This window comes from Flavobacterium sp. (genome assembly GCF_027533505.1).
GTDB lineage: Bacteria > Bacteroidota > Bacteroidia > Flavobacteriales > Flavobacteriaceae > Flavobacterium.
This window is the reverse complement of record NZ_JAPZUB010000025.1, coordinates 11,407-33,050: the sequence shown is the minus strand read 5'-3', so window position 1 is coordinate 33,050 and position 21,644 is coordinate 11,407. Positions and strand designations below refer to the sequence as shown.

Genomic DNA, 21,644 nt, shown 5'->3' with positions numbered 1-21,644 from the left:
AATTATAATTCTTCAATTTTTTTATGAATGTCCAATTTCCGGAAGGAAGGCGAGAGTAATCCCGTAGCCGTCACTGTCAATAGCGTCATCGTGCCGCCAAAAACGACTGCCGTTACAGTACCCATCAATTTGGCGGTAACACCACTTTCAAAGGCACCCAATTCATTGGACGATCCTACAAAAATGGAATTCACTGAGGCGACCCGTCCGCGCATGTGATCGGGCGTTTCCAGTTGCAAAATGGTTTGACGAATAACCACCGACACGCCATCAAATACACCACTAAGAAATAAAGCCGCTACCGACAGCCAGAAGTACGTCGAGAGGCCGAACACGATCATACAAACGCCAAACAGAAATATGGCCACCAACAATTTCATACCCGCATTTTTGTTCAACGGAATATAAGCCGCTAAGATCATGGTAAGAAACGATCCCACAGCGGGTGCCGCACGCAAAATGCCAAATCCTTCGGAACCTACTTTTAAAATATCTTGGGCAAAAACGGGGAGTAAGGCAATGGCACCTCCAAAAAGCACCGCAATCATGTCCAATGTGATGGCGTTTAAAATGGTTTTGTTGTGAAAAACAAAGCGTACACCTTCTTTCAAACTCTGCATCATGGGTTCGCCGATTTTGGTGTTTAAAATAGGTTTCTTTTCGATTGGTGTGAGAAAAAGCAGGGCCAAAACCGTACAACCAAACACAAAGCACAGCGAATAATGCACCCCAAAATACCGAATGGCAATTCCCGAAAGTGCGGGTCCGGTAACCGCTGCAATTTGCCATACCGAACTACTCCAAGTAGAGGCGTTAGGGTAGACTTTTTTGGGAATCAACTGGCCCAACAGCGAAAAAACGGAAGGGGTGATAAAGGCGCGCACCAATCCCCCGCAAAACACCAAAGCATAAATGGCATAGAGCAGATTTTGAGCGGCAAAGTTCGCTTTGATGGCGGGAAGGGTTAGGGCAAACAAGCCGAGGCTGATGAGTGAAAAAGCGATTAAACATTTGACCAACAGACTTTTCTTTTCGTTTTGATCGACGATATGTCCCGCAAACAGCGCCATACTCACCGCGGGGATGATTTCCATGAGTCCGATAATCCCAAGTGAGAGCGGATCTTTGGTCATGGTGTAGACTTCCCATTCGATGATGACAAATTGCATCGACCACGCAAAGACCAGAGCAAAACGCATAAGGAGGAAGAAGTTAAATTCGCGAAAGCGCAGGGCTTCGTAGGGGTCGTTTTTAGTCATGGTGCTTGCGTAAATCTTTCAGTCGGAGTTGCAAAGTTACGGAACCGTTGAATTCATTTTCATCCAAACAGAAAACCGCATCTATTTTTTGTCGGTTTTCAATCATGGTTACCTTATCGCCTAAGCCAAAACCGACAGCCCCTATCGTTTCGGATGTGCCTTGTTTGAGGTTTAACTTCAAATGGGTTTCATCGCTGCCAATGCGTTTGCCATAGCCCGTGTCGTAGAGGTTTTTGGCGAGAAATGTTGGCGTCATATTTCCTGGGCCATAAGGTTCAAATTGTTTTAGTAGCCGCATCAACTTGGGGGTGATTTCCGAAAAATGGATTTCGGCATCGACGGCAATTTCGGGAATTAAAAGATCGGGGGCGATCGTGTTTTTGACCACTTTTTCAAAAGCGGCTTTAAAAGCGGGGTAGTTTTCTTCGTATAAGGTCATTCCTGCGGCATACATGTGCCCTCCAAATTGAATCAGGTGCTCGCTACAGGCTTCTAGGGCTTCATACAAATCAAAACCTTTGACCGATCGGGCGGAGGCGGCTAGTTTATCACCACTTTTGGTAAATACGATGGTCGGACGGTAATAGGTTTCCGTAAGGCGTGACGCCACGATACCGATGACCCCTTTGTGCCAATTTTCTTGGTAAACTACGGTGGTAAAACGATCGGTTTCATTCAATTCCTGAATTTGTTTCAAGGCTTCTTCCGTGATGGTTTTGTCGAGTTCCCGACGGTCTTTGTTGTGTTGTTCGATATCGGTGGCAAACTGAACCGCTTGTTCCAAATTCATTTCGGTCAACAAACTCACCGCAGCGTTACCGTGTTTGATCCTGCCTGCTGCATTAATGCGTGGTGCAATGATAAACACCACATCGGTTATGGTGAGTTCGCTTTTTTTGACTTGAGTCAGTAAGGCTTTAATACCCGGCCGCGGATTTTCATTGATGACTTGCAAGCCAAATTTAGCCAACACCCGATTCTCTCCCGTGATGGGTACAATATCGGCAGCGATGGCTGTTGCGACCAAATCGAGATAGGGAATTAAGTCGAATAGCGATTGACCCCGTCGTTCGGACAAAGCCTGAATCAATTTAAATCCGACACCGCATCCACAAAGTTCGTCATAGGGATAGGAGCAATCGTCGCGTTTCGGATCTAAAACCGCCACCGCATCAGGAAGCGTATCTCCGGGACGGTGGTGGTCACAAATGATAAAATCGATGCCTTTGGCTTTGGCATAGTTGACATGGTCGATGGATTTGATGCCGCAGTCCAAAGCGATGATTAAGCTCATGGTATTGTCTTCGGCAAAATCGATTCCTTGATAGGACACCCCGTAGCCTTCCGCATAGCGATCAGGAATGTAGGTGGCCACATTGGGATAAAAACTGCGAAGGTAGGAAGCCATCAAAGAGACGGCTGTGGTACCATCCACATCATAATCGCCAAAAACGAGAATGTTCTCCCGGTTGTTGATGGCTTGTTCGATGCGCAATACCGCTTGTTCCATATCTTTCATGAGATACGGATTGTGTAAGTCGTTTAGGGTAGGGCGAAAAAAAGCTTTCGCTTCATCGTAGGTGGTAATGCCGCGTTGTACCAATAAGTTGGCCACGAGTTCATCGATGTGCAATACGTCCATCAAATGGCGTACGGCGGAGGGATTCGGCTTTGAGTGAAAGTTCCAGCGCATAAGAGTTAGGTTTTAAAAAGTTGGCGTATATAAACATGTATTCTCATTTATTTCGTAGGTTTCCCTGCCACCACAGCGACAATTTCGCCTTTGGGGGGTTTAGCTTCATAGTGTTTCAGTACTTCTTCGGCGGTTCCGCGAATCGTTTCTTCGTGGAGTTTGGTGATTTCACGGGAAATCGAAACCAGGCGATCGGCCCCAAAATACTGTACAAATTCGCCCAAGGTTTTCACCAATTTATGGGGCGAAACATAGAGTATCATGGTTCGTGTTTCTTCGGCGAGTTGGAGGTAACGCGTTTGTCGTCCCTTTTTTTCGGGTAAAAAGCCTTCAAAAATAAAGCGATCGTTGGGCAAACCACTATTGACCAACGCTGGAACAAAGGCGGTCGCTCCCGGTAAGCAATCGACTTCAATTCCTTGTTCAACACAAGCGCGAGTCAACAGAAATCCAGGATCGGATATTGCAGGCGTGCCCGCATCACTAATCAAGGCCACGGTTTCTCCGGCTTGCATGCGTTTCACCCAATGGTCTACCGTTTTATGTTCGTTGTGCATGTGGTGGCTTTGCATGGGTGTCGCAATGTCGAAATGCTTCAAAAGTTTACCGCTATTGCGAGTATCTTCTGCCAAAATGATATCGGCCTCTTTCAAGACTTTTACGGCACGAAATGTCATGTCGTCTAAGTTGCCAATAGGCGTAGGGACCAAATACAATTTACCCATTTACGAGAATTTTTTGGCCACAATCGCGATAAACCGTTCGGCATAATCGTCCACCCCTTCCCAATTGTTGTAATCGGGTTTGATGATTTCGTCGATAAAATCTTTGGCCTCGGGAAACGTGGAGAAGGTATTCAATTGCGACAAGACGCGGTTGTAATCTTCGGTGCTGTCGGCAAACAAATATTTCACAAAGGCAATTTTATCGTTTAAGCCAATATTGATGCTTTTGGAGTGCAATTCATTGAGTGATTTCCCTTGTTCGTCGATGACCGTTTTAAGAGAGGGAGGCACAACCACATCGTCGGGTTTGACAAAAATGGGTTCGGTGTAATTTTCGCCCAACAATTCTTCAAAGGAAATTTGTTTAGGTTCATCTTTTTTTGGTACTTCAACTACGGCTTCTTGTGTGGGAGCGGCAGCCACTTCAGGTTCCGAAATAGATGCTGCTTCTTCTAGGGGTGCAGCGGCCAATTCAAAAATAGGTTCGAAATCCAAGTCCGATTTGGCTTCCGTCATCGGAACATCTTCCTCCATTTCTTCCTCTTCCAACGTTATTTCTCCCACAATAACGGGTTCTTCCTCGGGGGTTTCTTCTGCGGAAGCTGTTTCGGCAATTACTTCTGCGGTTTCCTCTTGGATTGCGGGTGTTTCCTCACGCGTTTCCAAAGCGACGGGTTCTTCTCTAACTTCTTCCGTGACCAAAACTTCTACGACAGGCGCAGGCGTTTCTTCAACGGCTGTAGTCAAGTCAACTGTAGGTGCTGTAACCACTTCAGGAGAAGTAAGTGCGGCTTCGAGACGGGTTTCAAGTTCTTCGGCGCTGATGTCATTTTTCAGCGTTTCAAAATGATCGCCGTAAAATTTTAAAACCGCTAGGGTTTCGTATAATTTTCGGGTTTCCGTGTAGAGTTGGTCTACTTCCGATTTGTTGCGTAGTTTTAAAATGCGGTGTGCAATACTAATCAATTCAGCTTCCAGTCTTTTTTTCATGGTGCATTACAATTTTGGGTATACGGTTGCTACCTTAAGGTAGTTCGCGTTGGGTCTTTTGTTCGGTCATTTCCTTCAAAAATATGCAAACTCTTCATAACTTTATCCCAATAACCGGAGCAAGTCAGGGGAATTTTGATATTTTTGTTTCTGTACAAATGTAACAGAAAAACCTAAATTCATCTAACCAATTTAGTAAATGTTTTTAGAAAATACGGTTAATCACGAAGAGCAATTTGGGTGGATAGAAGTCATCTGCGGCTCCATGTTTTCGGGGAAAACAGAGGAATTGATTCGGCGTTTGCGTCGGGCGCAATTTGCCAAACAAAAAGTAGAAATTTTCAAACCTGCCATCGATGTGCGTTATGATGAAGAAATGGTCGTTTCGCACAACAAAAATGAAATTCGCTCCACCCCCGTTCCTGCGGCAGCCAACATTGCTATTTTGGCGCAAGGGTGTGATGTGGTAGGGATTGATGAAGCCCAGTTTTTTGATGATGAAATCGTAAAAATATGCAATGATTTGGCCAATTCAGGCATTCGGGTCATTGTGGCCGGTCTCGATATGGACTTTAAGGGAAATCCTTTTGGTCCCATGCCCGCACTAATGGCTACGGCCGAATATGTGACTAAAGTCCATGCCGTATGCACCCGCACGGGCAACCTCGCTCATTACAGTTACCGCAAATCCAATAACGATAATCTCGTTCTTTTGGGGGAAACCGAAGAGTACGAACCGCTTAGTCGTGCGGCGTATTACAAGGCGATGCGCGAACATATTGAAGTTAACGATCCCGAAGATTTATCGACCGATCCCAATTCTTAACCGCTGTGACACGCTCCATTCGCACCCTCGTTCCCATTTTGAAAGCGCAATTTCAAGGGCCGCATGATATCGCCATCGTGGATGCCGTGTCTATTGATAGCCGTTCGTTGCAAAATGGCCCACACACGCTGTTTTTTGCCTTGCGCGGTCCCAATCACGATGGGCATGATTTTTTGGAAACGGTATATACCCAAGGCGTCACCAATTTTGTGGTTCAAAGAGTTCCTGAGGCTTTAGTGGGGAAAGCCAACTTTTTGATTGTTCCCGATACCTTGGTCGCTTTGCAACAACTGGCCACGGCTTACCGGTCGGAATTTTCGTTCCCAATCATTGGTGTGACGGGGAGCAACGGCAAAACCATCGTCAAAGAATGGCTTAATTTTTTATTAAGTCCCGATTATCATATTATTCGCAGTCCTAAGAGTTACAACTCGCAAGTTGGGGTGCCTTTATCGGTGTTGGGGATCAATGAAAAACACAACCTGGGTATTTTTGAAGCAGGGATTTCAACGGTGGATGAAATGGTGCATTTGCAAAAAATTATCCAACCCACGCTAGGAATTTTAACCAATATTGGTTCGGCACACGATGAAGGGTTTCAAAGTGCTGGTGAAAAAATCAAAGAAAAGCTCAAGTTGTTTTCGGCGGTTGAGCTTTTGATTTTAAATAAAAACCGCACCATAGAAGCCTTTTTGCCGTCTACAATACGCACATTCACTTGGAGTTCGGATGATAAAAAAGCGGATGTGTTTGTCATGGCCGACGAGCAACCCGACTACACCGAATTGCGAATTACTTACCAAAAACAATGTTTTAAAGTTGTTATCCCGTTTTCGGATTTTGCCTCTATAGAAAATGCCATGCATTGTTTGATGGTGTTGCTGTATTTGCGTTATGATGAAGCGGTGATTCAGGAACGCATGGCGCAATTGTATCCTGTAGAAATGCGATTGAAAGTCAAAAACGGACAGCACCAAACCCGCTTAATTGACGATAGCTACAGTTCGGATTTTCAATCGTTAAAAATTGCTTTGGATTTTCTAGAAAGTCAGCAGCAGTTTAAAAAGAAGACGCTCATACTCTCCGATATTTTTCAGAGTGGATTAGATAATGACGCTTTGTATGCACAAGTTTCGTTGCTCGTGGTGTCCAACCATATCAACCGAGTGATTGCCATCGGGCCTACGATTAGTGCTTACAAAAGGAAATTTCCCAATTGTTTGGCTTTCCCTTCAACCCAAGCCTTTTTGGACGTGATCGATACGTTGGTTTTTGAGCAAGAAACAATATTAATCAAGGGGGCACGTCATTTTCATTTTGAGGATATCGTCACGGTTTTGGAGGAAAAAACCCACGAAACGGTGCTTGAAATCAACCTTAATGCCATCAGTCACAACCTCAATTTTTACAAAGCTAAATTACACTCCCCAACCAAACTCATGGTGATGGTCAAAGCCTTCAGCTACGGCAATGGCGGGTATGAAATAGCCAAGTTGCTCGCCCATCACAAGGTGGATTATCTGGGGGTAGCTTTTGCCGATGAAGGCGTAGCGTTGAAGCAAGCGGGAATCCAATTGCCGATCATGGTGTTGAATCCCGAGAGCACAAGTTATCCTTCGTTAATACAACACGGTCTCGAACCAGAGATTTATTCTTTAAAAGGGTTGCATGCTTTTGTCAAATTGGCGGAGCAAAAAAAATTGAAGCGTTTTCCTATTCATATCAAACTCGATACGGGCATGCACCGATTGGGATTTATGGAACAAGATATTCCTGCCTTGATTGCCCGTTTGCAGCAAACCCAAGCCGTGGAAGTGAAAAGTATTTTGTCGCATTTGGCGGCGAGTGACGACATGACGTTTGTGGATTTTACCTTGGCACAACTTTCTTTATTTGAAGACCTGTCAACCCAACTCATGGAGGCATTAAACATACAACCCATTCGCCACATCCTAAATACGTCGGGCATCTCCAATTTCGGTCAAGCACAATACGATATGGTGCGTTTAGGCATCGGATTGTATGGAATATCCAATGACGAAGACGAGCAAAAATTACTGGAGCAAGTCGCCACGTTAAAGTCAGTTATTTCTCAAATTCGGGTTGTCGAACCCGGCGAAAGTGTGGGCTATAGCCGCCGATTTATGGCCGAACGCTTGACCCGCGTGGCTACTGTGCCTATTGGTTACGCCGACGGTATCTCGCGCCATTGGGGCAACGGCAAAGGGTATGTGGTGATAAATGGAAAACGCGCGACAATTCTCGGCAGCATTTGCATGGACATGCTGATGGTCGATGTGACCGATATCGACTGCAAAGAAGGCCATGAAGTGATTGTTTTTGGGAAAGACCCCTCGGTAATTCACATGGCGCAGGTATTGGAGACCATTCCCTACGAAATCATGACTTCGATCTCCCAACGCGTGAAGCGAATTTTTTATCGGGAGTAATTTTTTAGGGTAAAAAATCTAAATTTATTGTTAAAATTCATAGCTTTGAACTACTAACCTTAAAAAACGAATAAAAATGGGAATGGTATCAGAATTTAAAGATTTTATCGCCAAGGGGAATGCTATGGATTTGGCCGTAGGGGTCATTATAGGAGGTGCTTTTGGCGCGATTGTAACGTCATTAGTGTCGGATGTAATCACACCAGCGATTTTGAATCCTGCGTTGAAAGCCGCTCATGTTGAAAATCTAAAAGATTTAAAAACCGATAGTGGAATTTTATATGGAAATTTCTTGTCGGCGGTCATTAGCTTTTTGGTTATTGCTTTTGTAATCTTTATCTTAGTGAAAGCCATCAACAGCATGAAGAAAAAAGAGGCACCCGCTCCAGCAGCGCCTGCGGGACCCACGCAAGAACAATTGTTGGCTGAAATTCGCGATTTGTTGAAGAAGTAAACCGCTAGACTACATATGCTAACTAAAGCCACTCCAATGCGGGTGGTTTTTCTTTTTTTAAAATGTACCAACCGATGTAATTTCTCGTTATTTTTGCGGGACTGTTCAAGGAACTGTTGGTTTTCTTGAATCGCAAACTACTCAAATTTCAACTTAAAACAGAAAGACCATGAAAGTTGCCGTTGTTGGTGCTACCGGTATGGTAGGCGAAGTGATGCTACAAATGTTAGCCGATCGAAATTTTCCCGTAACGGAATTAATTCCTGTCGCTTCCGAGAAGTCGGTTGGGAAAGAAATCACTTGGAAAGGGAAAGGCTACACCGTAGTCGGATTGCAAACGGCTGTGGACAGGCACCCCGATATCGCCTTGTTTTCCGCGGGTGGCCAAACTTCTTTGGATTGGGCTCCCAAATTTGCCGAAGTGGGCACTACCGTAATCGACAACTCCTCAGCTTGGCGCATGGATCCCACCAAGAAATTGGTCGTGCCCGAAATCAATGCCTACGAGTTAACCAAAGATGATAAAATCATTGCCAATCCCAACTGTTCCACCATACAAATGGTGATGGTGTTGGCTCCTTTACATAAAAAATACGGCGTAAAACGCGTGGTTGTTTCCACCTATCAATCCATTACAGGAACAGGGGTGAAAGCGGTGCAACAATTGGAAAATGAATATGCAGGTGTACAAGGGGAAATGGCCTACAAATACCAAATTCACCGCAACGCCATCCCGCAATGCGACGTGTTTGAGGCCAACGGCTACACCAAGGAGGAAATGAAACTCACCCGTGAAACCAAGAAAATCATCGGTGACGATACGATTCATGTCACCGCCACCGCTATTCGTATTCCCGTGGTTGGCGGCCACAGTGAAGCCTTAAATGTGGAGTTTCATCATCCCTGTAACTTGAATGAAATTCGCGAAATCTTGCATCACACACCGGGCGTAGTCGTGCAAGATAATACCGACACCTATACCTATCCGATGCCGCTCTATGCCCACGGAAAAGATGAAGTGTTTGTGGGACGCATTCGCCAAGATGAAAGTCAGCCGAACACCGTAAATATGTGGGTTGTAGCCGATAATTTACGCAAAGGAGCCGCCACCAATGCCATTCAAATTGCCGAATATTTGGTAGCGCACGAACTCGTATAATCTACTTCTTACAAAATATATTCCCGTCGGTTCTTAAAAAAATGGTAAATCGACGGGTATTTTTTTGCCGAAACTTTATCTTTGACCCATGATGAATGTTCGTCGGTTACTTTTTGGTGGAATTTTATCCCTAGCTTTTCTGGGAGTTGTCGTGTTGCAGGCGGTCCATGCGGTGGGTCATATTGCGCACGAATTTGAAACTGCGCACTGCCATCACCATTATACCCAAGGGACTACCGAGGTTTCTCACGCGCATCATGATTATGAAAAATGTTTTCAATGTGAGTTTGCCTTTGGGGCTTACGTAAAACCCATTGCATTGGAATTCACGCTTTGGCCGGATTCTAATTTCCCCCAGGAACTATTTTCTTTCCATAGTATTTCGATTTCCGGGTATTCCGGTTTTCACCCTGCACTTCGCGCACCGCCATTAGGATAATACACTCGTTTGTATGATCTTAATGCATTATCCATGTCAAAAATTATTTATGTCCTCTCCTTGCTGTGGGGTTTCCTTTTATATGGGCAACACACCGTAACGGGGATTGTATATGGTTCCCTACAGCAACCGCTCGAAGGCGCGCATATCCACCTTTCCGACCAGTCCGTCAATGCACAAAAAGACGGCACGTTTCAATTTCGTAACGTCCCTCAAGGCAAGCACAAAGTGTTTGTTACTTATGTGGGTTACCTACGAAAGGATACGCTTATTGAGGTAACCCAAGCACAAGATTTGGTACTTCGCTTGCAAAAAGATCCTGTTGTATTGCAAGAAGTAGCTGTTAAGGGAAATCCAGTTTCCAACAAAGGTCTTGTGGTGGAGGCCAAAGTAAAAACGGTCGAGTTGCAACGAAATGCTGCGCGAAGTCTGGCTGAGGTTTTGGCTGAAATTCCAGGGGTTAGTATTCTACGAACAGGAAGTACCATTGCCAAACCCGTACTACAAGGATTGCACAGTAGTCGTGTTCCCGTTGTCGTCAATGGGATTCGTAGCGAAGACCAACAATGGGGAGTCGATCATGCCCCTAATTTTGACAGTAACACGGCTGGGAAAATTAGTGTAATTAAAGGGGCTGGGGCGTTGCAATATGGCGGTGATGCCATTGGGGGACTAATCCTTATAGAACCCCTTGCGTTTACCAAAGATACACTTTCAGGTAGTGCTGTAGTCAGTTTGCAATCCAATGGACGCGGTGGTGCGGTTAATGCGGCCGTTCACCGTGGAAATTTTTGCGATTGGGCATGGAATGTGCAAACGGGGATGAAGTATTTTGGCGATCGAGAAGCGCCCGATTATGTGCTATCCAATTCGGGGAGCCGCGAGTATTCGTTTAGTGGTGACCTCAAGCATATTGGGAAAAAAGTAGTTTGGGGGGCTGCAACGAGTTTTTATCAATCGCAAATGGCCATTTTAACGGCTTCCCACATAGGGAACGTCACCGATTTGTACTATGCTATAACCAGCGGACAGCCGTATTTTGTGGGAGATTTTGGGTACGGTATTTCCAATCCCAAACAGGAAGTACGTCATTGGCGTGGAAAACTGTTCTTGAATTACATACTCTCCGGAACTGAGAGTTGGAACACCCAATATGAAATGCAGTACAATCAACGCTTTGAATACGATATCCGTCGGGGACAGGCCCGAAACACACCTTCGTTGGATTTGACGTTGACCACGCATACCCTTTTGTCGGATTACAAAAAACAAACGGAAAAGTCGGTTTTAAAAGCCGGCCTCATGGGACAATACCAACACAATGCAGCGAGTCCGGATACGGGTATTCGGCCTTTGATTCCCACCTATGAAAAAGTGGATTTTGGAGGGTATGGGGTGTATCAATATGCTTTTGCCCCAAAATGGACTGCTGAAGCGGGTATTCGGTATGATTTTTCGCAAATGATCGCCCAAAAGTTTTACCTAAAATCCCGCTGGAACGAACGCAATTACAGCCCTCAGTTTGACCATTTTATTGTGGGCGACGCAGGGACGCAGTGGAATACCCGTCCGGAGTTTCTTTTCCACAACTTGAGTGCTTCGGCAGGGATACGCTGGAATGCGAATGCGCGTTGGGACGTTCTACTGAGTTTAGGGCGGGCCGTGCGCAATCCGAATCCCTCGGAATTGTTTAGTGATGGGTTGCATCATGCTACCGGGATGATTGAATTGGGCGATTTGAATTTAACGCAGGAAAAAGCATTTAAAACCGCCTTGGAAATCAATTATAGAAGCACACCATTTACCCTAACAGCAACTCCTTACATGAATCGCATTCAGGATTTTATGTACTTGCGGCCGGTAGGTTTTGAAACCACGATTCGCGGCGCTTTTCCAGTTTGGGAGTACCAACGCACCGACGCTTTACTGTTGGGATTGGATTGGAATGCCCAAGTACGTTGGAATGCCCATTGGAGTTATGGTGTGATGGGAGCGATGGTGTATGCGCACGATCAAACTACGGATACGCCAATTATTGATATTCCGCCATTCAATATCACCCAACATATTCAGTTTGACTATCCGCAGTGGCATGGGTTGACGACACAATTGCGTTGCTTGTGGATGACACAGCAACACCGTTATCCCAATACGAATATTGACGCTTCCATTGTGGTCGATAATCAGTTGATACCGGTAACCGTTGATGTAAGTACACCCCCACCTGGGTATGTGTTATGGGATTGGAATGCAGCAATTACTTTGGTTACGAAAAATAAGTCAGCATGGGTTATAGGACTCGGGGTGCAAAATATCGGAAACACCAGCTATCGTAATTATTTGAATCGGCAACGTTTTTTTGCTGATGAAATGGGAAGAAATGTTCAAGTTCAATTACGTTACAATTTTTAACTTCTAACTTTAAAAAAAATGAAAAAAATGAACACTTTAGAAAAAGTACAAAAATCAATTCGTCTTGTGGCAGTAACTGCGCTAACTTTGGGGATGGTATCCTGTAGTGACGACGATAACAATACACCGATTAACGAGGAGGAGGTGATTACCACCGTAACTGTTCGTTTAACAGGAGGAGGGCAAGTGATTACCTTGACGTCAAGAGATTTGGACGGGGATGGACCCAATGCCCCAGTGGTTACTGCTTCGGGAAATTTAGCACCAAACACTACCTACACAGGAACGGTAAGTTTCTTGAACGAGGCTGAAACTCCTGCGGAAGATAAAACGGCAGAAATCTTAGCCGAAGGTTTAGAACACCAAGTATTTTTTCAACCGACAAGTGGGTTAGGAACCTTTACCTACACCGATTCAGATTCTTCTGGGAGACCGATTGGCCTTTCTTTCAATTATTTGTCAGGAAATGCAGGAACAGGAAGTTTAACAGTGACTTTACGCCACATGCCTAACAAAGCAGCAGCTGGAGTGGCGGCTGGTGATATTACCAACGCAGGGGGAAGCACCGATGTGCAAGTTCAATATCCAATTACCATCAACTAATTAGAAAGATTCAAAAAAAAGCCTAACAATTTTGTTAGGCTTTTTTGTTTAAAAACGATTGTCACCGTCCAATAAGTTGCCAAGACCGCCCAAAAGGCTACCCTCTTCGCGAGAACTGCCACCTGCTTTTGGTGCGGAGGCTATAATTCGATCGGCCAAACGGCTAAAGGGAAGCGATTGAATGTATACCGTACCCGGACCGCGTAGTGTGGCAAAAAAGAGTCCTTCGCCCCCAAACAAGGAATTCTTGATACCGCCGATAAATTCAATATCATAATCAACTTCTTGTGAAAACCCTACGATACAACCCGTATCGACTTTTAGGATTTCGCCTGGACCCAAATCCCTGCGGGCTAAAGTTCCACCAGCGTGGACAAATGCCATTCCATCTCCCTCTAGTTTTTGCATGATGAATCCTTCACCCCCAAAAAGACCACGACCTAGTTTGCGTGAAAATTCAATGCCCACTGCGACTCCTTTGGCCGCACACAAAAAAGCGTCTTTTTGACAAATAAATTTACCGTTGTATTGCTTTAAGTCAATCGGAATAATTTTGCCTGGGTAGGGGGAAGCGAAACAAACCTTTCGTTTTTCAGGATGCTGGTTGAGGTAGGCTGTCATAAATAAACTTTCGCCAGTTAATACCCGTTTTCCTGCCGATAGTAATTTTCCAAAGATTCCACTGGATTGTTGTGCCGAACCATCGCCAAAGATGGTTTCCATTTGGATGCCGTGGTCCATCATCATAAAACTTCCCGCTTCGGCAACCACTACTTCTTGAGGGTCCAATTCAATGGCTACGTATTGCATTTCTTCACCATAAATGGTATAATCAATTTCATGTGCATTCATGTTGTTTATTTTTTTACCTATTAGTGTGAACCCTAATCGAAACGTTACAACAGAACAAGTGTAGAGGGTATTATTTACAAATTAACAATACGAATACAAAAAATAAATAAATAATGTTATATTTTTACCATAATTATAACCAATAAACCTGTATATTATGAATTCAATGTTTACTAAAATTGTCCGAATAGTGCTAGGGCTCGTCTTGGTGGTTTTTGGACTCAACAAAGTTCTTCCTTCACCTATCATTCCGTTGCCACAATTGCCTGACAATGCAGCCTCTTTTATGACTTCTTTGGCAGCTACGGGATATGTTTTAAAAGTGTTAGGGATTTTGGAAGTATTCATCGGGGCATTATTATTGACTCGAAAATGGATTGCTTTTGCTTTAATTATGTTAGCGCCAATTTCCATTAATATTGTGCTCTTCCATTTATTTTTAGATGCTTCAGGGATGCTGGTAGCTTTAGTAATCGCCGTTTTGAATAGTATATTAATTTACAAACATTGGTCGCAATACCGATCGTTGTTTTTATAATAAAATGAAAAGCGTTGTTCTATAAAACAACGCTTTTTTTTAAGGTTCTAAATAGCTAGGACGATTCACATGCCGCATAATGCGCAGGATTTTATCTTTTCGGCGTTCAATGTAGCTCGAGCTATTGACGGGTTTGTATTTTCGAGGATTTGGAAGAATGGCCGCAATACCCGCTGCTTCCCGTTTGGTTAAAGAGCGCACCGAATGGCCATACCAGTAGTGTGCAGCTGCTTCGGCGCCATACACACCTTCGCCCATTTCGATACTGTTGAGGTACACCTCCATGATGCGTTCTTTACCCCAAATTACTTCAATCAAAACGGTAAAATAGGCTTCAAAGATTTTTCGCACATAACTTCTTCCTTGCCATAGGAATACATTTTTGGCGGTTTGTTGTGAAATCGTACTTCCCCCTTTGATGCGACGTCCTTTTTGGTTGTTTTTGAACGCTTTTTGCATCGCGGTAAAATCAAAGCCCCAATGTTCTTCAAAAGTTCCATCTTCACTAGCAATAACCGCCCGTTGAAGATTGACCGAAATACTATCCAACGGCACCCAATCGTGGTTGCAAATCATTTCTTTCCCTTCCCATTTGTTTTCAATGGCGCGCGTCATCATTAAAGGGGTAAACGGAATGGGCACCCATTTAAATAAAATGACACTACCTATAGATAAACCAAAAAACCAAAGGATAATTTTCCGAACAATTTTCAAGAAACGTTTCATAGTGAGATTAAATCAAATCCGCTAATTCTTTACCAACCAAACTCCCGATGGCGACACCCATACCGCCCATGCGAACGCCACAATAGGTATGTTCTGATAAACGCTCCACTATGGGATTTTTACTAGTTCCAATGCCCATAATGCCGCTCCAACGGTGTGCAACATTTACCTCTTTACCCGGAAGAATGACTTCTTTTAACAGCTGGTCCAATCGGGATTGAATTGTAGGAGTAATTTCCATTGAAGTGGTAGTTTCTCCTTCAAAATCCAAATTTCGCCCGCCGCCCAATAAAATTCGATTTTCAAAATTACGGAAATAATAATAGCCGCGGTCCAAATGAAAAGTACCTCGTATATCTAAGTCCGGAATGGGTTCGGTAATCAACACTTGGGCACGAGCAGGACGAACCGCATTTTGGGTTAGGCCACCCGCAAAGCCATTGGTCGTAAAAAGTAATTTTTGGGTGGTAAAGCTTGTATGTTCTAATTCAACGTGTACCTGATTGTTGCTTTCATAATGGTTCTTGACCTCCATTTGGTTGAGGATGAGAATGCCCGCTGCAGCGGCTTTTTGCAGTAAAACTTGCATCATATTTCCCGTGTCGATTTGGGCTTCAAAAGGATTGAAAACCACATATTCGTGGATGCCTTTAAAATCAAATCGATCCATTTCTCGGGCAAAAACATCCGATTTAAAGAGCGGTTTTAAAAGGTCATTGACGAAGGGGATTTTTTGCAAACATTCATGATATAAGCTTTCGTCTTCTTTCAAAAACAATTCATATCCGCCGTGCGGTTTAAAATCCAATTGGTCATCGCCTATGTTTTTGCGTAACAGTTGCAGCCCCTCCCAACGTTTTTTAATCAATTGGATAACTTCTTCTTCCGAGTGTGTTTTCAAGTCGTCTATAACTTCTGAAATACTACCAAAACAAGCAAAACCCGCATTTTTAGTGCTGGCACCTTGGGGCAAAATACCGCGTTCCAGCACTAGAATTTTAGCTTCTGGAAACCGTTGCCGTAATTGTAAAGCGCAATGCAATCCTACAATTCCACTACCCACGATGGTGTAATCGACATTTGTAAACCAATTTTTTAATTCCCAAAAACTATAGGTCATCCCGCTTTATTTTTTTACGAAAATACGCAGATTTTTTTTGTGGCTTAATTTTAGGAATGTAATAATGAAATAGAAAAAATGCTGTTAAATACCTATTTTTCAGCCATGCGCTTTGTCGATTTGTTAATATCTTTTGTTAATGCGCCGCAATTTCTTAACAAAAACTTAATACTTTCGATTTCATAACCTAAAAAAAGCGATTGAATATGAAGTACAGATTACTAACTGTTGCTCTTTTGGCCTTTACTGGATTGGTTTCGGCACAGCAAAAGGGCTCGTTTTGGAGTCGAACCTCACGAGGAAATACCCCCTTGTTGGAGCGTCGTATGCAACTTCCAGAGCAAAATGTGATGCAATTGCGTGTCAATGATTTTAAAGCAGCCTTGCAAGCTGCGCCCCAACGTAACTTTACAGGTCGTTCGAGTGCTGTAATTGTCGAAATTCCCAACAGTCAAGGGGCTATGGAGCGTTTTCAAGTGTTTGAAAATTCCAATATGGATCCTGCTCTAGCTGCACAATATCCTGAAATTAAATCCTATATCGGCTACGGGGTTGATAATCCAACCTTAACGGCCTATTTCAGTGTTTCCCCACTAGGATTTAAATCGATGGTGCTTGGTGCCGATCGCAAAGCGGAGTTTATCGAACCTTTGACGGAGGACTTAAACACCTATACTATTTTTCAAAAGGGGTCTTATGCCGCTTCAGATACCTTTCGTTGTTTGGTGGATGACGAACCCATGGCACAAGTCTTAACCAACAGTATGGAAGCGCGCCCTAATGCTGATGATGGTGTATTACGCACCTACCGCTTGGCATTGTCCTGTACGGGAGAGTATACTGCCTATTTTGGTGGAACAAAAGCCTTAGCACTAGCTGCTGTAAATAATACCATGACACGTGTCAATGGGGTTTTTGAAAATGATTTCAATGCGCGTATGGTGTTGATTGCCAATACCGACTTGGTTATTTATACCGATGCAGCAACAGATCCTTATACCACGAGCTACAACAGTCAATTGCAATCTACTTTAACTTCGGTAATTGGTGATGCGAATTATGATGTAGGACATTTATTTGTAAGAGCATCCAACAATGGAAATGCCGGGTGTATCGGTTGTATTTGTGCTTCTGGAAAAGGAAGTGCTTTTACCTCAAGTACGATTCCAACAGGGGATACGTTTGATATCGATTACGTAGCCCACGAAATGGGGCACCAATTTGGAGCGAATCATACATTTTCTATGAGTAACGAAGGAACAGGGGCCAACATGGAGCCGGGTTCTGGATCGACGATCATGGGCTACGCTGGAATCACCAGTCAAGATGTGCAGCCCAATTCGGATGCGTATTTTCATGCATTTAGCATCCAGCAAGTGACCAACAATATCAAAGCCAAAACCTGTTCGGTGAATACGCCAACTGGAAATGCAGTGCCCACGGCCAATGCCGGTTTGGATTATACGATTCCACGCAGTACCCCTTTTATGTTGACAGGAACTGGATCCGATAGCAATGGCGATGTAATCACGTACAATTGGGAGCAGTTTGACAACGCCGCTTCAACGGCTACAGGGGCGAGTTCGGCGGCTAGTGCTACCCGTACCAGCGGTCCTACGTTCCGTTCGTATAATTCGTCTACTTCTCCTGTGCGTTATTTCCCGAGAATGCAATCAATCTTAGCGGGTGCTACCACTACAGCGGGAACTGAAATTACCGTAGAAGCTTTGCCTTCGGTGGCCCGTACAATGAATTTCCGTTTAACCGTTCGCGATAACCGCATCGGTGGTGGAAATAACAATAGCGACGATATGATTGTAACCGTAAATGGTACGGCTGGTCCGTTTACGGTAACAGCGCCCAACACAGCTGTTTCCTATACAGGAGGATCGTCACAAACTATTACTTGGAATGTGGCTGGTACTACGGCCAATGGAGTAAACTGTGCCAATGTTGATATTCTTTTATCGACTAACGGAGGAACCACTTGGTCAACGCTATTAGCGGCTACCCCCAATGACGGAACGCAAGCCGTTACTATTCCGAATACACCAAGTACCACTTGTCGTATTATGGTGAAAGGAACCAACCATATTTTCTTTGACGTTTCTAATGCCAATTTCACTATTGTTTCAGGTGTAGCCGATACGCAAGCGCCTACAGCACCAACGTTAAGCGCCTCGGGAACAACGGGAACATCAACCAACTTATCATGGTCGGGTGCTACCGATAACGTAGCAGTAACCGGATATGATGTATTCCAAGGGGCTACTTTATTGGGTTCTACTGCCGCTACTACATTTGCAGTAACGGGATTAACACCCGCAACTACGTATTCATTTACGGTTCGTGCCAAAGATGCTGCTGGCAATGTTTCTGTCGCCAGTAATGCGGTGTCTGTAACAACCACTGCGCCGGATACTACTGCTCCTACAGCGCCTACGTTGTCTGCTTCTGGGACAACAACAACCAGTACCAACTTGTCTTGGACAGGCGCTACCGATAATGTGGCAGTAACAGGTTACGATGTGTTCCGTGGCACTACTTTAATCGGATCAACGGCCAGCACTACGTTTGCCGTAACTGGATTAACGGCTGCAACAACGTATACCTTTAACGTGCGTGCTAAAGATGCAGCGGGTAATGTTTCAGTCAACAGTAATACCGTTACCGTGACTACGTTAACGGCTTCAGTTACGTACTGTGCTTCGCAAGGAAACAGCACTGCCGATGAGCGCATTGGTCGCGTTCAATTAAGAACCATCAATAATGCTTCAACAGGTACCGCGGGTTATGAAGACTTTACGGCAATCTCTACCAATTTAGTGCGTGGTGTGGCCAATACGATCACCATTACCCCAACGTGGACTTCCACAGTATATCGTGAAGGCTATGCCGTATTTATCGATTTAAACCGCGATGGCGATTTCTTGGATACGGGTGAGCGTGTGTTCTCGCGCAATGCAACAACAACAACGCCTGTATCGGGTTCGTTCACCATTCCAACCACAGCAGCTTTAGGCACTACGCGTATGCGTGTTTCTATGAAGTACAATGCCGTGCCGACCGCTTGTGAGATTTTCGGTTTTGGTCAAGTGGAAGATTATACGGTAAACATCACTGCTACAGCTCGTGAAGAAGAGAGTACCCCAGCGTTGGCAGTAAAAGTATATCCAAACCCTGTGCGTGATGTGTTGTATATTTCCGACTTAGCGCAAGAGGCTTCTTACCGCATTGTGAATGTAATGGGTCAAGAAGTACAACGCGGCACCACTCAAGGGGAGGGTATTGAAGTGCAAAACCTTGCGCCAGGCACCTATCTTTTGGAAGTTGCTACTCCTGAAGGAGCCGCTACAAAACGATTTATCAAACAATAATATCCGTTTTTTCAATTCATAAAAGACCACTCTTCGGAGTGGTTTTTTTATTACTTTTAAGGCGGAATCACTATTCCCACAAACTAAACCTTTCGAGTTATGAATAAAAAAATAGGTATACTAATCCTAAGTCTTATGAGTGTTGCAGCAACTGCGCAAACCCTAACACCCGAAATGCTATGGAAGTTAGGTCGCGTTTCCGTTTTGGGATTGACCAAAGACGGACAATCGGTCGTATATAAAGTATCGACACCCTCGGTGGCTGAAAATAAATCGTCATCAAAATATTATACGGTTCCCGTTTCGGGTGGCGCCGCTACGGAGGTTCAAAATGCAGAATCCCTTGTAGCTAATCGCAATGTATCACCTAATGGCAAGTATGTATTGTCTTCGCAAGAAACCAAAGTTGAAAAAGTACTGGGGAAAGATTTTTATCCTGAATTGGAAAAGTCTTCGGCGCAAGTATACAACGGACTCGATTACCGTCATTGGGATACGTGGAACGACGGTACACACAACCACGTGTATTTTGCTGATGCGAAGGATCCCAAAGCCACACCGTTTGACATTATGGCGGGCGAACCTTTTGACGCACCCCAAAAACCACACGGTGGAGAAGAAGACTACATTTGGTCACCCAACAATACCATCATTTATGTGTGTAAAAAGAAAGCCGGAACCGCTTATGCCATTTCGACCAATACCGATTTGTACGAGTACAACATCGAAACCAAAACGACACGCAATTTAACCGAAGGCAACTTAGGCTACGATACCAATCCCGCCTTTTCAGCACAAGGGGTTTTGGCGTATTTGCAAATGCAACGTGATGGGTATGAAGCGGATAAAAATGACATTATCGTTCGCATCAACGATCAAGTGAAAGTAAATCTAACCGCCGCTTGGGATGGAAGTGTCGATAGTTTCCTTTGGGCGCCCGATGGGAAGAAGATTTATTTTGTAGCCGCTATTGACGGGACAAAACAATTGTTCGAAGTCAATAATCCGGGGTTGACCAAAATAGCCATAACCGTTAAACAAATCACGAATGGGGATTTTGATGTGGCTGATATCGTTGGCTTTTCAGGGAGCAAAGTAATTGTAACCCGCACCGATATGAACCATGCCGCTGAGTTATATACCTATGATTTAAAATCAAAAGCGTGGAACCAAATTACGCATGTGAATGATGCGGCGTATGCAAGTTTGACTTTGCCCAAATACGAGCGCCGTTACGTGACGACTACCGATAACAAGAAAATGTTGGTTTGGGTAATTTTGCCTCCCAACTTTGACGCGACTAAAAAATACCCCACTTTATTGTATTGTCAGGGTGGGCCCCAGTCGCCGTTGACGCAGTCGTATTCGTTCCGATGGAATTTCTCTTTGATGGCTTCACAAGGCTATATTGTAGTGGCGCCCAACCGTCGTGGAATGCACGGTCATGGGGTGGCATGGAACGAACAAATCTCGAAAGATTGGGGCGGTCAAGTAATGCAAGATTATTTATCGGCGATTGATGATGTGTCGAAAGAAGCCTATGTCGACAAAACCCGTTTGGGTGCGGTAGGGGCAAGTTATGGCGGGTATTCGGTGTTTTATCTGGCCGGTATCCACAACAACCGTTTCAAAACGTTTATTTCCCATTGTGGGGTGTTTAACTTAGAAAGTATGTACGGCACCACCGAAGAAGTGTTTTTCAATAATTGGGATCATGGCGGACCCTATTGGGAGAAAGACAATGCTGTGGCGCAAAAAACCTACAGTCAGTTTAACCCGATTAACTTCGTGAACAATTGGAATACGCCGATTTTAATTATTCAAGGCGGTAGAGTTTACCGTGTGCCGATTGGACAAGGACAAGAAGCCTTCCAAGCGGCTCAGTTGAAAGGAATCAAGAGTCGGTTCTTGTATTTCCCTGATGAAAACCATTGGGTGTTGAAGCCCCAAAATGCGATGGTTTGGCAACGTGAATTTTACAAATGGTTGAAAGAGACTCTATAGATGCTTTTTTTGATTAA

General features: G+C 44.4%; 17 protein-coding genes. 10 read left to right on the top strand and 7 right to left on the bottom strand.

Annotation, left to right across the window (positions count from 1 at the left end):
- Positions 1–2: 2 nt before the first annotated feature.
- From O9316_RS05445 to O9316_RS05430, 4 genes are read right to left on the bottom strand one after another with little or no spacing between them, the layout of a single operon-like run.
- Positions 3–1,259, bottom strand: a complete 1,257-nt coding sequence (locus O9316_RS05445) for an MFS transporter (protein WP_298205621.1) — start codon at positions 1,257–1,259, stop codon at positions 3–5.
- Positions 1,252–2,952, bottom strand: a complete 1,701-nt coding sequence (recJ, locus tag O9316_RS05440) for a single-stranded-DNA-specific exonuclease RecJ (RefSeq protein WP_298205622.1) — start codon at positions 2,950–2,952, stop codon at positions 1,252–1,254. Before recJ ends, O9316_RS05445 begins: the two co-directional genes overlap by 8 nt.
- Before the next feature lie 47 nt (positions 2,953–2,999).
- Positions 3,000–3,677 (bottom strand): 16S rRNA (cytidine(1402)-2'-O)-methyltransferase, encoded by a 678-nt coding sequence (gene rsmI, locus O9316_RS05435; protein ID WP_298205623.1) that lies wholly within the window; start codon positions 3,675–3,677, stop codon positions 3,000–3,002.
- Positions 3,678–4,667 (bottom strand): hypothetical protein, encoded by a 990-nt coding sequence (locus O9316_RS05430; RefSeq protein ID WP_298205624.1) that lies wholly within the window; start codon positions 4,665–4,667, stop codon positions 3,678–3,680. It lies immediately after the preceding gene.
- Between the two features lie 199 nt (positions 4,668–4,866).
- Between O9316_RS05430 and O9316_RS05425 the strand changes: the two genes are divergently transcribed.
- From O9316_RS05425 to O9316_RS05395, 7 genes are all read left to right on the top strand, one after another.
- Positions 4,867–5,493, top strand: a complete 627-nt coding sequence (locus O9316_RS05425) for a thymidine kinase (RefSeq protein ID WP_298205625.1) — start codon at positions 4,867–4,869, stop codon at positions 5,491–5,493.
- A gap of 5 nt (positions 5,494–5,498) precedes the next feature.
- On the top strand, positions 5,499–7,943 hold the full coding sequence (locus O9316_RS05420; RefSeq protein ID WP_298347052.1) for a bifunctional UDP-N-acetylmuramoyl-tripeptide:D-alanyl-D-alanine ligase/alanine racemase: 2,445 nt from the start codon (positions 5,499–5,501) through the stop codon (positions 7,941–7,943).
- Between the two features lie 76 nt (positions 7,944–8,019).
- On the top strand, positions 8,020–8,397 hold the full coding sequence (gene mscL / locus O9316_RS05415; protein ID WP_298205627.1) for a large conductance mechanosensitive channel protein MscL: 378 nt from the start codon (positions 8,020–8,022) through the stop codon (positions 8,395–8,397).
- A gap of 169 nt (positions 8,398–8,566) precedes the next feature.
- On the top strand, positions 8,567–9,556 hold the full coding sequence (locus tag O9316_RS05410; protein ID WP_298205628.1) for an aspartate-semialdehyde dehydrogenase: 990 nt from the start codon (positions 8,567–8,569) through the stop codon (positions 9,554–9,556).
- 88 nt (positions 9,557–9,644) lie between these two features.
- On the top strand, positions 9,645–9,995 hold the full coding sequence (locus O9316_RS05405) for a DUF2946 family protein (RefSeq protein ID WP_298205629.1): 351 nt from the start codon (positions 9,645–9,647) through the stop codon (positions 9,993–9,995).
- Between the two features lie 33 nt (positions 9,996–10,028).
- Positions 10,029–12,407, top strand: coding sequence for a TonB-dependent receptor (locus O9316_RS05400; RefSeq protein ID WP_298205630.1), 2,379 nt, complete (start codon positions 10,029–10,031; stop codon positions 12,405–12,407).
- Between the two features lie 18 nt (positions 12,408–12,425).
- Positions 12,426–13,010, top strand: a complete 585-nt coding sequence (locus O9316_RS05395) for a type 1 periplasmic binding fold superfamily protein (RefSeq protein ID WP_298347050.1) — start codon at positions 12,426–12,428, stop codon at positions 13,008–13,010.
- Positions 13,011–13,058: 48 nt separating this feature from the next.
- On the opposite strand, the gene O9316_RS05390 is transcribed toward O9316_RS05395, so the two are convergent.
- The gene (locus O9316_RS05390; protein WP_298205632.1) at positions 13,059–13,862 is read right to left on the bottom strand and encodes a TIGR00266 family protein; all 804 of its coding nucleotides are present in this window, start codon (positions 13,860–13,862) and stop codon (positions 13,059–13,061) included.
- A gap of 157 nt (positions 13,863–14,019) precedes the next feature.
- On the opposite strand from O9316_RS05390, the gene O9316_RS05385 reads away from it, so the two are divergent.
- Positions 14,020–14,400: a DoxX protein gene (locus O9316_RS05385; protein ID WP_298205633.1), complete on the top strand. Its 381-nt coding sequence runs from the start codon at positions 14,020–14,022 to the stop codon at positions 14,398–14,400.
- A gap of 39 nt (positions 14,401–14,439) precedes the next feature.
- Here O9316_RS05385 and mtgA read toward each other — a convergent pair whose 3' ends face one another.
- Complete coding sequence (gene mtgA, locus O9316_RS05380) at positions 14,440–15,126, bottom strand: monofunctional biosynthetic peptidoglycan transglycosylase (protein ID WP_298205537.1); 687 nt, start codon at positions 15,124–15,126, stop codon at positions 14,440–14,442.
- Positions 15,127–15,133: 7 nt separating this feature from the next.
- Positions 15,134–16,246: an FAD-dependent oxidoreductase gene (locus O9316_RS05375; RefSeq protein ID WP_298205536.1), complete on the bottom strand. Its 1,113-nt coding sequence runs from the start codon at positions 16,244–16,246 to the stop codon at positions 15,134–15,136.
- Between the two features lie 206 nt (positions 16,247–16,452).
- On the opposite strand from O9316_RS05375, the gene O9316_RS05370 reads away from it, so the two are divergent.
- Together O9316_RS05370 and O9316_RS05365 are read left to right on the top strand one after the other, a co-directional pair.
- Positions 16,453–19,623 carry a reprolysin-like metallopeptidase gene (locus O9316_RS05370; protein ID WP_298205535.1) on the top strand — a complete coding sequence of 1,057 codons (3,171 nt, stop codon included), beginning with the start codon at positions 16,453–16,455 and terminating at the stop codon, positions 19,621–19,623.
- A gap of 99 nt (positions 19,624–19,722) precedes the next feature.
- The gene (locus O9316_RS05365; protein WP_298347048.1) at positions 19,723–21,627 is read left to right on the top strand and encodes a S9 family peptidase; all 1,905 of its coding nucleotides are present in this window, start codon (positions 19,723–19,725) and stop codon (positions 21,625–21,627) included.
- The last annotated feature ends 17 nt before the right edge of the window (positions 21,628–21,644 follow it).

Excerpts from the sequence above, each read along its gene's own strand:
- O9316_RS05445 (WP_298205621.1), bottom strand. The coding sequence starts at position 1,259 with ATGACTAAAAACGACCCCTACGAAGCCCTGCGCTTTCGCGAATTTAAC.
- recJ (WP_298205622.1), bottom strand. The coding sequence starts at position 2,952 with ATGCGCTGGAACTTTCACTCAAAGCCGAATCCCTCCGCCGTACGCCAT.
- rsmI (WP_298205623.1), bottom strand. The coding sequence starts at position 3,677 with ATGGGTAAATTGTATTTGGTCCCTACGCCTATTGGCAACTTAGACGAC.
- O9316_RS05430 (WP_298205624.1), bottom strand. The coding sequence starts at position 4,667 with ATGAAAAAAAGACTGGAAGCTGAATTGATTAGTATTGCACACCGCATT.
- O9316_RS05425 (WP_298205625.1), top strand. The coding sequence starts at position 4,867 with ATGTTTTTAGAAAATACGGTTAATCACGAAGAGCAATTTGGGTGGATA.
- mscL (WP_298205627.1), top strand. The coding sequence starts at position 8,020 with ATGGGAATGGTATCAGAATTTAAAGATTTTATCGCCAAGGGGAATGCT.
- O9316_RS05410 (WP_298205628.1), top strand. The coding sequence starts at position 8,567 with ATGAAAGTTGCCGTTGTTGGTGCTACCGGTATGGTAGGCGAAGTGATG.
- O9316_RS05405 (WP_298205629.1), top strand. The coding sequence starts at position 9,645 with ATGATGAATGTTCGTCGGTTACTTTTTGGTGGAATTTTATCCCTAGCT.
- O9316_RS05400 (WP_298205630.1), top strand. The coding sequence starts at position 10,029 with ATGTCAAAAATTATTTATGTCCTCTCCTTGCTGTGGGGTTTCCTTTTA.
- O9316_RS05395 (WP_298347050.1), top strand. The coding sequence starts at position 12,426 with ATGAAAAAAATGAACACTTTAGAAAAAGTACAAAAATCAATTCGTCTT.
- O9316_RS05390 (WP_298205632.1), bottom strand. The coding sequence starts at position 13,862 with ATGAATGCACATGAAATTGATTATACCATTTATGGTGAAGAAATGCAA.
- O9316_RS05385 (WP_298205633.1), top strand. The coding sequence starts at position 14,020 with ATGAATTCAATGTTTACTAAAATTGTCCGAATAGTGCTAGGGCTCGTC.
- mtgA (WP_298205537.1), bottom strand. The coding sequence starts at position 15,126 with ATGAAACGTTTCTTGAAAATTGTTCGGAAAATTATCCTTTGGTTTTTT.
- O9316_RS05375 (WP_298205536.1), bottom strand. The coding sequence starts at position 16,246 with ATGACCTATAGTTTTTGGGAATTAAAAAATTGGTTTACAAATGTCGAT.
- O9316_RS05370 (WP_298205535.1), top strand. The coding sequence starts at position 16,453 with ATGAAGTACAGATTACTAACTGTTGCTCTTTTGGCCTTTACTGGATTG.
- O9316_RS05365 (WP_298347048.1), top strand. The coding sequence starts at position 19,723 with ATGAATAAAAAAATAGGTATACTAATCCTAAGTCTTATGAGTGTTGCA.